At 64.4% G+C, this 12234-nt stretch carries 10 protein-coding genes and 1 tRNA gene; 4 read left to right on the forward strand and 7 right to left on the reverse strand.

Annotated features, from left to right (window positions below; genetic code table 11):
* The first annotated feature begins 159 nt into the window (after window positions 1-159).
* The 4 genes from VFG49_RS13005 to VFG49_RS13020 all read left to right on the forward strand — a co-directional run bounded on the left by VFG49_RS13005 (window position 160) and on the right by VFG49_RS13020 (window position 3309).
* Complete coding sequence (locus VFG49_RS13005; protein ID WP_324861139.1) at window positions 160-630, forward strand: low molecular weight protein-tyrosine-phosphatase; 471 nt, start codon at window positions 160-162, stop codon at window positions 628-630.
* 20 nt (window positions 631-650) lie between these two features.
* The gene (gene uvrC / locus VFG49_RS13010; RefSeq protein ID WP_324861141.1) at window positions 651-2477 is read left to right on the forward strand and encodes an excinuclease ABC subunit UvrC; all 1827 of its coding nucleotides are present in this window, start codon (window positions 651-653) and stop codon (window positions 2475-2477) included.
* A gap of 83 nt (window positions 2478-2560) precedes the next feature.
* Entirely contained in the window at window positions 2561-3169 is a 609-nt protein-coding gene (gene pgsA, locus VFG49_RS13015; RefSeq protein WP_324861143.1) for a CDP-diacylglycerol--glycerol-3-phosphate 3-phosphatidyltransferase, read from the forward strand.
* A gap of 64 nt (window positions 3170-3233) precedes the next feature.
* A tRNA-Gly gene (locus VFG49_RS13020) sits at window positions 3234-3309 on the forward strand.
* 124 nt (window positions 3310-3433) lie between these two features.
* Here the strand turns inward: VFG49_RS13020 and cycA are convergent.
* From cycA to VFG49_RS13055, 7 genes are all read right to left on the reverse strand, one after another.
* Complete coding sequence (cycA, locus tag VFG49_RS13025) at window positions 3434-4843, reverse strand: D-serine/D-alanine/glycine transporter (RefSeq protein WP_324861145.1); 1410 nt, start codon at window positions 4841-4843, stop codon at window positions 3434-3436.
* A gap of 230 nt (window positions 4844-5073) precedes the next feature.
* Complete coding sequence (locus VFG49_RS13030) at window positions 5074-5955, reverse strand: methyltransferase, TIGR04325 family (protein ID WP_324861147.1); 882 nt, start codon at window positions 5953-5955, stop codon at window positions 5074-5076.
* Window positions 5956-6250: 295 nt separating this feature from the next.
* Window positions 6251-7249: an AraC family transcriptional regulator gene (locus VFG49_RS13035; protein WP_324861148.1), complete on the reverse strand. Its 999-nt coding sequence runs from the start codon at window positions 7247-7249 to the stop codon at window positions 6251-6253.
* Window positions 7250-7284: 35 nt separating this feature from the next.
* The gene (locus tag VFG49_RS13040) at window positions 7285-8169 is read right to left on the reverse strand and encodes an oxidoreductase (protein WP_324861150.1); all 885 of its coding nucleotides are present in this window, start codon (window positions 8167-8169) and stop codon (window positions 7285-7287) included.
* Window positions 8170-8332: 163 nt separating this feature from the next.
* Window positions 8333-8872: a DUF2058 domain-containing protein gene (locus VFG49_RS13045; protein WP_324861152.1), complete on the reverse strand. Its 540-nt coding sequence runs from the start codon at window positions 8870-8872 to the stop codon at window positions 8333-8335.
* Window positions 8873-9073: 201 nt separating this feature from the next.
* Window positions 9074-10282, reverse strand: coding sequence for an acetyl-CoA C-acyltransferase (locus VFG49_RS13050; RefSeq protein ID WP_324861154.1), 1209 nt, complete (start codon window positions 10280-10282; stop codon window positions 9074-9076).
* Between the two features lie 113 nt (window positions 10283-10395).
* The coding region (locus VFG49_RS13055; RefSeq protein WP_324861157.1) for an enoyl-CoA hydratase-related protein at window positions 10396-12234 on the reverse strand (1839 nt) is incomplete at its 5' end.

Consider the following 12234-nt stretch of genomic DNA (forward strand, 5'->3'; position numbering starts at 1 on the left):
GCCCAACCAGAAAGCCCAGCACGAACAGCAAGGGAAGTGGCAGGCAGCCCACGGCGATTCCTCCATTGACGCTCGGCGCCCCCAGCGCTTGTGGAGCGGCCCGCGTGCCCACACTACCGTAGGCAACGCCGCCACATCGACTTACGCCGGAACGCTTCAATGCCCGATCGTACCGTTTCCATCCTCTTCGTCTGCCTGGGCAATATTTGCCGTTCCCCGTTGGTGGAGGCGGTTGCGCGCCAGCGCTGCAAGAATGCAGGACTCGATGTGGCATTCGCCTCCTGCGGCACCGGCCACTGGCATGTGGGCAAAGGTGCCGACCCGCGGATGGTGCGAGCGGCCGCTGCGCTGGGTTATGACCTGTCGCCGCACCGGGCGCGCCAGTTCGCTTCGAGCGACTTCACGCGCCATGACTGGGTGTTGGCGATGGACAACGACAACCTTCAATCCCTGGTCTCGGCCCATCGGGGGCAAGGCGTGGAACCGCAGCCTTTCCTGCCCTGGGCGGGCCTATCGTCGCCCCATGAATTCCCCGATCCGTACTACGGCGATGCAGGGGGCTTCGCTCAAGCCGTGGCGCTGGCCGAGCGCGCCGCCGACGGCCTGGTTGCTCGTCTTCGTCACGACTGAAACCGGCTAGAATCCGCACGATGCAGCCCACTCCGCCGCAGGCCTTCGACGGCAAGGCTTTCGTCAAGACTCTCACCACTTCGCCAGGCGTCTATCGTTACTTCGACGAGGACGGCGACCTGCTGTACGTGGGCAAGGCCGGCAACCTCAAGAAGCGCGTCGGCAGCTACTTCCTCAAGCCCCGCATGGAGCCGCGCATCGCTGCGATGGTTTCGCAGATCGCGCGCACCGAGATCACGGTGACGCGCACGGAGGGCGAGGCGCTGCTGCTGGAATCGCAGCTGATCAAGTCGCTCAAGCCGCGCTACAACATCCTGTTGCGTGACGACAAAAGTTATCCGTACATCTACCTGTCGGGTGGCGAGGACTATCCGCGGCTGGCCTTCCACCGTGGCGCACGCAACATGCCCGGACGCTATTTTGGCCCGTATCCCAGTACGTTTGCGGTACGCGAAAGCCTCAACCTGATGCAGAAGCTGTTCAAGGTGCGCCAGTGCGAGGACAGCTATTTCAAGAACCGCTCGCGTCCCTGTCTGCAGCACCAGATCGGCCGATGCACTGCGCCCTGCGTCCAACTGGTCACGGTGGACGACTATCGCAACGACGTGCGCCATGTGGAGATGTTCCTTGAAGGTCGCAGCAGCGCGGTCATCGACGAACTGGCCGGGCAGATGGAGCAGGCAAGCAAGGCACTGCAGTTCGAGCGCGCCGCTGCACTGCGCGACCAGGTGGCAGCACTGCGCAAGCTGCAGGCGGAACACCATGTGCAGGGTGCCAGCGCGGACATGGACGTACTGGCTTGCCGGATCGAGTCGGGCATGGCGTGCGTCAGTGTGCTGTTCTTCCGTAATGGCATCAGCCTCGGCACACGCGATTTCTTCCCGCGCTTGCCCCTGGATGCCGAGCCGGCTGACGTGCTGGAACAGTTCATCGCGCAGTACTACCTGGATCGTCCGGTGCCGCGCGAGCTGATCCTTGGCGAGACGTTGCCCAGCCAGCAGATCCTTGGCGAAATGCTGGCGCAGCAGTCGGGTCACGCGGTGGAGCTGAAATCCAGCGTACGCGGTGAGCGCGCGCGTTTCCTGCAGATGGCCGAGCGCAATGCGCAGGCATCGCTCACCGCCAGGCTGGCCAGCCGCCAGACGCTGGGCGCGCGCTTCGATGACCTTCAGAAGCTGCTGGAGCTGGACGAATCACCGCGTCGCATCGAGTGCTTCGACATCAGCCATACGCAGGGCGAACTCACTGTCGCCTCCTGCGTGGTGTTTGGTCCCGAAGGACCGGAGAAATCGCATTACCGCCGCTTCAACATCAGCGGCATCACGCCTGGTGACGATTACGCCGCGATGCACCAGGCATTGGTGCGCCGGTTCCGCAAGGTGGCCGAGGGCGAGGGCGCGCGCCCTGACGTGTTGCTGATCGACGGCGGCAGCGGGCAGGTGGCGCAGGCGCTGGACGTGCTGAAGGAACTGGGTGTCACCGGCATCAACGTCGTCGGTGTGGCCAAGGGGCCGGGGCGTCGCGCGGGTGAGGAGACGCTGGTCCTGGCCGACTCCGGCCGAAACCTGCATCCCGGCCCGTCGTCGCCCGCCCTGCATCTGGTGGCCGCCGTGCGCGATGAGGCACATCGGTTCGCCATCAGCGGTCATCGCAAGCGCCGCGAGAAGGCTCGCGAACGCAGTGTGCTGGAAGACGTACCGGGCATTGGTGCGCGCCGCCGTACCGCGCTGCTCAAGGCGTTTGGCGGGCTGGCGGGTGTCGAGGCCGCGGGCGTGGAAGAACTGACCCAGGTGAAAGGGATTGATCGCGGCCTGGCGGAACGCATTTATGCTGTATTGCACGGCTAGGCGGGTCATTGCCCGATACCCGTATCGGAAAATCACCGGTACGCTGGCCGTGCGTCACTGAAGAACTGTCCCGGAAAGGATTTATGCACATCAACCTGCCCACCTGGCTCACCCTGTTTCGCGTGATGTTGTTGCCGGTGATGGTGGCGGTGTTCTACTGGCAGTTTCCGGGGCACAACATCACGGCTGCGATCGTGTTCGTGCTTGCTGCCATCACCGACTGGCTGGATGGTTATCTGGCGCGCCGCATGAACCTGACCTCGGCCTTCGGCGCCTTTCTCGATCCGGTGGCCGACAAGCTGATGGTGGCGGTCACGCTGTTCCTGCTGGTGGAATCGCATCGCGGCGGCTGGTCGGGCGTGGTGATGGCGGTGACGGCAGCGGTCATCGTGGGTCGCGAGATCAGCGTCTCGGCGCTGCGCGAATGGATGGCCGAGATCGGCATGCGCGCCACCGTGAAGGTGGCTTTCATCGGCAAGCTCAAGACGGTCATGCAGATGGTGGCGCTGGTGGTGCTGATCGTGCAGCACGAGCGGAGTGCCGAGGCGTTGCGGCTGTACCACATCGGTGAAGTGCTTCTGGTCATTGCGGGCATCCTGACCATCTGGTCCGGCCTTTATTACCTGCGCGCGGCGTGGCCCAGCCTCAAGGGCGACGCCACGGGCCATGTCCTGCCGCGGGACGACGGCTGAGACGATCCATTCATGACAGGTGCTTGACGGGCCGCGATTACCCATTACAATGCGCGACTCCGATGCGGGAATAGCTCAGTTGGTAGAGCACGACCTTGCCAAGGTCGGGGTCGCGAGTTCGAGTCTCGTTTCCCGCTCCAGATTCCGTTGATCGATGCATCGCGATCAGCAAAAAAAAAAGCGACCCTCGGGTCGCTTTTTTATTGCCTGCGTGAAAGTGCCATGCCGCATGGACCGGCGACGCATGGTCGCCGGTTCATTGCATCAATGCGTCAGCTTGCGATGCTCGATCGCCTGCCTGCGGTAGAACGGATAGCAGATCGCCAGGGCCACGAACCAGAGCGGCGTGTAGATCAGCCCTTGCAGCGTGTCTTCCTTCTGCGCGAACACCCATAGCACGAAGGCGAAGAACGCGAGTACCAGCCAGCACATGGCGACGCCGCCGGGCATCTTGAAGATCGATGTGGCATGGCGTTCGGGATGCTGCTTCCGGTAGCGCATGTACGCGATCATGATCAGCGACCACACGAAGATGAAGCAGATGCTGGAGATCGTGGTGACGATGGTGAAGACCTTCATGACGTCGCCTTCCTGATAGAGCAGGAACACGCCAATGAAGAGCAGTAGGCACGAATAGAGCAGGCCGTTGGCCGGCACGTTGTTGTTGCTCAGCTTCGCGAACGGGCGCGGCCCAAGCTTGCCGGCCGAGAGGCCGTACAGCATGCGCCCCGTCGAGTAGATGCCACTGTTGGCGGACGATGTGGCCGAGGTGAGCACCACGAAGTTGATCAGGCTCGCAGCGATCGGAATGCCGATCAGCATGAACAGGTTCACGAACGGACTGCGATCCGGTGCCACCTGGTTCCACGGCGTCACCGTCATGATCACCAGCAAGGCCAGCACGTAGAACACGATCACGCGGATGGGAATGGAGTTGATTGCCTTGGGCAGCGTCTTTTCCGGATCGCGCGTCTCGGCCGATGCCGTGCCCACCAGCTCGATGCCGACGAAGGCGAACACCGCGATCTGGAAGGCCGCCAGGAAACCCGCGCCGCCGTGCGGGAACCAGCCGCCGTTGGTCCACAGGTTCGACACCGCGGCCTTTGCACCGGAGGGCGAGGTGAAGCCGATGGCGATCAGCACGATGCCAATGGCAATCAAGGCCACGATGGCGACGATCTTCACCAACGCGAACCAGAACTCCAGTTCGCCGAACAGTTTCACCGTCAACAGGTTGAGGCCCAGCAACAGGGAAATGCATACGGTGCCGGGCAGCCACAGCGGTACGCCAGGCGCCCAGAACTGCACATACCCGGTGATGGCCGCGATGTCCGCGATACCGGTGACCACCCAGCAGAACCAGTACGTCCAGCCTGTGAAGAAACCGGCGCACGGGCCCAGCAGGTCGTAGTTGAAGTCGACGAAGGACTTGTAGTGCAGGTTGGACAGCAGCAATTCGCCCATCGCGCGCATCATGAAGAACAGCACGCTGCCGATCACGGCATAGGCGAAGATCACCGACGGACCGGCCAGGCTGATGGTCTTGCCTGAGCCCATGAACAGGCCGGTGCCGATGGCGCCGCCGATCGCGATCAGCTGCAGGTGCCGGTTACGCAGGTTTCGCTGCAGGTGGTGCGCTTCGGCAGGCCCAGCGGTGGTTTCGTCGGTCTTCATCGTCGGCACGTTCCTCTCGGCGGCAGGGCGAAAGCAGCCATCCTAAAGGAATCCCGGGCGGGTGTGCCGGGCATGGGCAAAGCGAGGCGCTACCCAAGGCAGCGCCTCGCTTCCGGCGGGCAGCAACAGCATCGGCATGGAGTGGGCCGCGTTTGGGCAAGAGCGGCCTGACCTACGCAGGCGCGATCTGCAGGCTCCGAAGCCGTCTCCCGATGATCACGGTGTCTTCGCTACGCGGTGAAAGACGCGGTTCGCTCGAAATAGCAACCGTGATAACTGCCTACCTCGTAGCCAGGCTCAAAAGGTATGCGCAGGTTGCGCTCGCCCAGGCGCCAGTGATCACGCAAAGTGTAGCCACGCGCCTGCATGTCTTCGATCAACCGAACCTGGGATTCCACCCGATACGGGCAGATGGCGATGCCGAGGTTCTGAAGGGTGAAGAACGATTTCTCGGCATGCAGCGGCGTGAGATTGAACAGTACGTGGCGAGGCGGCCGGTCGAGTCGATCGATCAGGTCCGGGAGCCGGTAGTCCAGGTATTGCAGTGCGCCTGAACTGATCAGCAGATCGAAGCCATCGCCGCCCGTGGGTGTTTCGCAAAACTGCAGGGAGCCAGCCGGATCGAGCTCTCTTGCCAGGGATTTTCCTGCCGCCATCACACGGGGCAGATCATGTACCCGCCACACCAGGTCCGCCGGGTAGCTGAGGTAGCGGCGATAGCTGTAGTAAGCGACGCCCAGATGGCCGCCCAGATCGAAGACCCGTCTCCCGCTATCCCTTAGGATGCGATCGATCCAGAACATCGCAGGGTAGTCGCACGGCCGCAAGGACTCGATCTGGTCAAGGTATTTGGTCGTTGCACCGTCGACGTCGTAGGTCGATGGCAGTTGCATCGAGGACAGTTGATGCGCCTGCTCAAGAGCGTCCTCATAAGTCTTGTAGACGCCGAAGTAGAGGTTTCCCCGGCGACAGGGCTTGCGGAAGTAGTTGCGGTAGAGCGGGCTGCTGACCTGGCGCACCACCGGAAGCTCCGCAACTCCGCGTGCCATCAACGCCAGATGCCGGCGCAAATGGAAATGCTTTCCCCCGGCCAGATTCTCGTCGGTGACCATGGTCCGTATCCTGTGGTGGCTCTTGTGAAAGACACGACGTGCCGAGCGAAGACGCAGATGGATCGCCGCCGGCTACGAGTACCACAGCCTCGCGCGGCATCACACATGGCTTTTGGCTATGGCTTTCGGCGTGATCCACGAGTGCGTTTCAAGATGGCCACAGGTTCATGGCGCAGGCCGGTAGCGCTAAACCTCGACGCATGTAACACGCATGGCACATATCTGCCCCGGCCAGCACCTGAACTTTTTTGCGCGATGTGCGCGATAGGGGCGGCGACAACAGGGCGTCGTGTGCTCAGTTCACGGTGACGGTGCGCCAGCGTGCAGGCGTGGCGCCTTCCCATCGGCGGAAGGCGCGGTTGAACGAGTTGAGTTCTTCGAAGCCGAGCAGGAAGGCGATTTCACCTACGTCCAGATCGGTGGCATCGAGCAGGTGGCGGGCAAGATGGTGGCGCACCTGGTCCAGCACCTGTTGATAGGTGGTTCCAGCCTCGCCAAGGCGGCGCTGCAGGGTGCGCGGGCTCAGGTGCATGAGGTCGGCTACCTGGGACATGCGCAGATGTCCGCCACGCATGCCGCGCGACAGCACGTTCCACACCCGATCGCGCAGCGGCGTGGCAGCGGTCTGCTCGCGCAGCGAACCTTCCAGCAGGGGAAGCAGACTCGCGAGATGGCCTTCGTCCTGCGTGACAAATGGCAGCTCCAGGTCCGCGCGCTGGTAGATGATGCGGTCCTGCGGTGCGTTGAAGCGCAGCTCGCAGCGGAAGTGGGCGTGCAGCAGCGCGCCTTCCGCGGGGCGACGGGTCAGCTCGATGCGCCGCAGATGCAGGGCGCGTCCCGTGCCGCGCTCGGCCAGCGCGAAGTTGGAGGCGAACATGGCGTCCACCAGGAGGCGCGGCGTGTGTCCCTCGGCGAGCATCCAGCACATGGACACGGCCGCTTCATCACGACCGAGTTCCACCACCACATCCTCGGGGCAGGTAAGGCGCTTGTAGCGTGCCAGTTTGTCCAGCGCCTTTCCGAGCGTGCCCGCATGCAACGCGGCCGCGGTCACCATGTCGTAGATCTCGGTGCGCGTGCCATCGCCGAGCCGCAGGCCCAGCGAGGGATCGTGGCAGACCGTTTCCACGGCATGCCAGAAAGCGAAGAACTGTGCGGTGCTGACGACGGGACGCGGCTGCGCCATCAGCTCCAGCGACAGGCCCGCGCGTGTCAGCACGGCGGGCACGTCGAGACCTGACGCGGTCATGCGCGCGAAGGCGCCACGACTGAGCGGTATCTGGTCGACTCTCACGATCGTGTGTTCCTCGCGCGCCTGGGCAGCGTCACTCAGATTACCGCGCGCAACATGCGATCACGTTCTTCGGCGGCCTGTGGTGAGAGATCAAAATCGGTCGAGAGGCTGAGCGCGCGCCATTGGGCGTCTTCCGTAGCCATCTTGGCGGCCTGCTGTCCTGCCAGATAGACCGCATCCGAACCGAGCAGCAGGCGCAGCGGCGGCTGGGGTATGCCCGCGATCGACAGGATGGCCTGGGCCGCCTTGTCGGGATCGCCGGTCTCATTGCCTGCATGCTGCTTGCGCATGGCCATCATCGGGGCGAGCACGGCGGCGTATTCCGAATCCGTTGATGGGGCGTAAACCGTCATCGACGGACCACCCCAGTCGGTGCGGAAGCCGCCGGGCTCGACCAGGGTCACCTTGATACCGAAGGCAGAAACTTCCTTGGCCAGCACTTCGGAGAAGCCTTCCACCGCCCACTTGGCCGACTGGTAAGCCGCCATGCCCGGCACGCCAATGCGTCCACCGATGGAAGAGAACTGGACGATGTGCCCCGAGCGTTGGCGGCGCAGCACGGGCAGGGCCGCACGAGTGACGTTCACCGTGCCGAAGAAATTGGTTTCCATCTGCGCGCGAAAGTCGTCGTCGCTACCTTCTTCGACGGTGGCAAGGTTGCCGTAGCCGGCATTGTTGACCACTACGTCCAGACGTCCAAATGCGTCGACGGCGGCCTGCACGGCGTTCTGCGCGGCGACGGCGTCAGTGACGTCCAGGGCAACGGTTCGAACCTGGTCACCGTAACGTTGAGCGAGCGCTTCGAGCTGGACGGGCTGGCGCGCCGTGGCGACCAGCCGGTGGCCGGCGGCCAGCACGGCCTCCGCCAATGCCTTGCCGAAGCCGCGCGAACTGCCCGTGATGAGCCATACCTGTGACATGGGAAATCTCCTGCGGGTCTTTGGGGTAGGCAGACCTTAGGAGATGGCCGAGGACGGCCGGTAATCCGATCGCGCCAAAAGCGGCAGGAAACAAATGGCGTGCGCAGAGCCCAGGCGTTGCCCATGTCCAGACCGGGCTTCGCGCCAAATAATGCGCGGCGTATTACCAGGTAAGGTCGTCCGGCACCTTGAACTGGCTGTAGTACTCGTCGTCCTCGCTCGAAGGAGCGCTGTCGGCCGGCTGACCATGATCCAGCACGATGGCGGAGGCCTCGCGCTCGCGGACTTTCTCCGCGGCCACGCGCGGGAGCAGCTCGTAACCGTCCCCGGAGCGGACGATCACCAGCGAACCCTTGGCCAACTGCGTGCGCAGTGATTCGTTGACCAGCATGCTGTGGATCTTGTCGCCGTCGGTAAAGCGATAACTGATCTCGCCTTCGCGCTTGATCTTGTTGGCGTCGACGATCTGGCGAATTTGCGCCGCCAACTCGCGGGCGCGTGCCTGTGCGTTGCGTTCGGCAGCCAGCGCGCGATCGCGCTCCGCCCGTTCGGCCTGCAGGCGTTGCGCATCGATCTTTTCGACAGGCTGGGCTGAAGGAGCTTTGCCCTGGCGCTGCTTGACCTGCTCGCGGGCGATCTGGTCGACCTTGCCCTTCTTGGCGAGACCGGCTTTGAGTAGCTGTTCCTGCAGGGGGTTGCGCATGCGGGGTGGATCCGGACGAGACGTGACCATGGATTGTAACGCGCCACGGCACGCGGCTCCGGCCCGGCCCGAATGCGTCGCTGAGACGGATCGCATGGATGATGCGATGTTCTGCACGCAGCCCCGGGCTTGGGGTTGCCTCTGCAACAAAAAAACGGCGCCGTATCGCTGCGGCGCCGTTCGTCTTGCGGAGCAGGGCGATCAGAGCGCTTCGAATACGCCCGCCGCGCCCATGCCAGTGCCGATACACATGGTCACCATGCCGTACTTCTGCTTGCGCCGGCGCATGCCGTGCAGCAGGGTGGCGGCGCGGATGGCGCCGGTGGCGCCCAGCGGGTGGCCGAGCGCGATGGCGCCGCCCAGCGGGTTCACCTTGGCCGGGTCGAGGCCGAGGTCGCCGATGACCGCCAGCGCTTGCGCGGCGAAGGCTTCATTGAGTTCGATCCAGTCCAGCTGGTCCTTGGTGAGGCCGACCTGCTTGAGCGCCTTCGGGATCGCTTCCTTCGGGCCGATGCCCATCACTTCCGGCTTCACGCCCGCCACCGAGTAGCCGACGAAGCGGCCGATCGGGGTGAGGTTGAACTCCTTGATGGCCTTCTCGCTGGCCAGCAGCAGCGCGCCGGCGCCGTCAGACATCTGCGAGGAGTTGCCGGCCGTCACCGAGCCGCCGAACTTGTCGTTGCGGAACACCGTGCGCAGCTTGCTGAGGACTTCCAGCGTGGTGCCGGCGCGCGGGCCTTCGTCGGTGTCGATCAGGCGGCTGTCGGTCTTGATGCCACGCGTGGCGAGATCGGGGTAATGGTCATCGAGCTGGAACGGAGTGATCTCGTCCTTGAACTCGCCGGCGGCGATAGCGGCCAGCGCGCGGCGATGGCTTTCCACAGCGAACGCGTCTTGCTGCTCGCGCGTGACCTTCCACTGCTCGGCCACTTTCTCGGCGGTGATGCCCATGCCGTAGGCGATGGCGATGTCTTCCTTGTTGGCGAAGATGGCGGGGTTCATCGCCACCTTGTGGCCCATCATCGGCACCATGCTCATGCTCTCGGTGCCGCCGGCGATCATCAGGTCGGCCACGCCGAGCTGGATGCGGTCGGCGGCCATGGCGATGGCCTGCACGCCGGAGGAGCAGAAGCGGTTGATGGTGACGCCCGGCACCGTGTACGGCAGGCCGGCCAGCAGCGCGCCGATGCGGGCCACGTTCATGCCCTGCTCGGCTTCGGGCATGGCGCAGCCGATGATGACATCTTCGATGCGATGCGGGTCGATGCCCGGCGCCTGCGCCATCACGGCGCGGATCACGTGGGCGAGCATGTCGTCGGGACGGGTGTTGCGGAACACGCCGCGCGGCGCCTTGCCAACCGGCGTACGGGTGGCGGCGACGATGTAGGCGTCTTGCACTTGCTTGGTCATATCGTTCTCCGTTGCCCTTCGCGCTGTGCGCGGATATGGGCGAATGTATTAACGATGCGGGGACAACCATCCCCGCCCCAACCCTCCCCTTGAAGGGGAGGGAGCAGGGCGGATCAGTTCCGCAGCGGCTTGCCGGTGGTCATGGTGTGGGCAATGCGGGCCTGGGTCTTTTCGGTCTTGGCCAGCTCCACGAAGTGCTTGCGCTCCAGCTGGAGCAGCCACTCCTCGTCGACCTGCGAACCGCGCTCGATCTTGCCGCCGCACAGCGTGTCGGCGATGCGCGTGGCGATGGCCACGTCATGCGGCGAGGCGAAGTAACCCTCGGCGAGGTTGGCTAGCGAAGCCTGGAACGTGGCGGTGCCCACGTCGCCGGCGACCGGGATGTTGCGGGCCATCATCGGCGGACGCCAGCCGCTTTCGGCCAGCGACAGGGCGACCTTCTTGGCGACGTACAGCAACTCGTAGGCGTTGAACACGACCACGTCGCTGTCGCGCAGCAGGCCCAGTTGCTTGGCTTCCATCGCGCTGCCGGAGACCTTGGCCATCGCGATCGTCTCGAACACCTTCTTCAGTGCCTCGAACGGATCTTCCGGATTGGCCTTGGCGGCACGCACGGCCAGTTCCTTCAGGCCACCACCGGCGGGCAGCAGGCCCACGCCGGCTTCGACCAGGCCGATATAGCTTTCCAGCGCCGCCACGGTGCGGGCCGAATGCATCTGGAATTCGCAGCCGCCGCCCAGAGCGAGACCACGCACCGCCGACACCACCGGCACCAGCGAGTGCTTGATGCGCATGCTGGTGGCCTGGAAGTTGGCGACCATCTTTTCGAAGTCGTCGAACTTGCCGGCCTGCAGCAGGCCCAGCGCGCCCTTGAGATCGGCGCCGGCCGAGAACGGCTCGCCGGTCTGCCAGATCACCACGGCCTTGAGCTGCTGCTCGGCGACGTCGATCGCCTGCTGCACGCCGTCCAGCACGTAGTCGTTGACCGTGTTCATCTTGGTCTTGAACGAGATGATGCCCACGCCGTCATCGCCCAGCGTCCACAGGCGCACGCCGTCGTTCTCCCACACCGTGGTGCCCTGGTCGAATTTCTCGCCCAGGATCGGATCGGGGAACAGCTGGCGCTGATAGACCGGGTGCTGCGAACGCGGCTTGTCGGTGTTGGCGCTGGCCGAGTACGAACCGTTCTTGCCATGCACGCCGTTGCGGCCGTCGGTAACCCACGCCGGCAGCGGCGCCTTGCTCATGGCCTTGCCGGCGGCGATGTCCTCGGCGATCCAGCCGGCCACCTGCTGCCAGCCGGCCGCCTGCCAGGTCTCGAACGGACCGAGCTTCCAGCCGTAGCCCCAGCGAATCGCAAAGTCGACATCGCGCGCGGTGTCGGCGATGTCGGCCAGGTGATAAGCCGTGTAGTGGAACAGGTCGCGAAAGGTCGCCCACAGGAACTGCGCCTGCGGATCGCTGGAAGCGCGCAGCTTGCTGAACTTCTCGGCCGGATCCTTGATGGCGAGGATGGCGGACACCTCATCCGAAGCCTTCTGCTCGGACGGACGGTAGTCCTGCTTGGCCACGTCGATCACGACGATGTCCTTGCCGGCCTTGCGGTAGAAGCCTGCGCCGGTCTTCTGGCCCAGCGCGCCCTTCTCGATCAGGGCCGACAGCCAAACCGGCGCCTTGAAGTATTCATGCCACGGATCGTCGGCCAGGGTATCGGCCATGGTCTTGATCACGTGCGCCATGGTGTCCAGGCCGACCACGTCCGCCGTGCGATAGGTGGCGCTCTTGGGACGACCTACGGCGGGGCCGGTCAGCGCGTCGACCACGTCGAAGCCCAGGCCGAACTGCTGCGTGTGATGCATGGTGGCCAGCATCGAGAACACGCCGATGCGGTTGCCGATGAAGTTCGGCGTGTCCTTGGCGATCACCACGCCCTTGCCAAGCGCGGTGGTAAG

It is taken from the genome of Dyella sp. (assembly GCF_035685885.1).
Lineage (GTDB): Bacteria > Pseudomonadota > Gammaproteobacteria > Xanthomonadales > Rhodanobacteraceae > Dyella.

Excerpts from the sequence above, each read along its gene's own strand:
- pgsA (WP_324861143.1), top strand. The coding sequence starts at position 2,561 with ATGCACATCAACCTGCCCACCTGGCTCACCCTGTTTCGCGTGATGTTG.
- cycA (WP_324861145.1), bottom strand. The coding sequence starts at position 4,843 with ATGAAGACCGACGAAACCACCGCTGGGCCTGCCGAAGCGCACCACCTG.
- VFG49_RS13030 (WP_324861147.1), bottom strand. The coding sequence starts at position 5,955 with ATGGTCACCGACGAGAATCTGGCCGGGGGAAAGCATTTCCATTTGCGC.
- VFG49_RS13040 (WP_324861150.1), bottom strand. The coding sequence starts at position 8,169 with ATGTCACAGGTATGGCTCATCACGGGCAGTTCGCGCGGCTTCGGCAAG.
- VFG49_RS13050 (WP_324861154.1), bottom strand. The coding sequence starts at position 10,282 with ATGACCAAGCAAGTGCAAGACGCCTACATCGTCGCCGCCACCCGTACG.
- VFG49_RS13045 (WP_324861152.1), bottom strand. The coding sequence starts at position 8,872 with ATGCGCAACCCCCTGCAGGAACAGCTACTCAAAGCCGGTCTCGCCAAG.
- uvrC (WP_324861141.1), top strand. The coding sequence starts at position 651 with ATGCAGCCCACTCCGCCGCAGGCCTTCGACGGCAAGGCTTTCGTCAAG.
- VFG49_RS13005 (WP_324861139.1), top strand. The coding sequence starts at position 160 with ATGCCCGATCGTACCGTTTCCATCCTCTTCGTCTGCCTGGGCAATATT.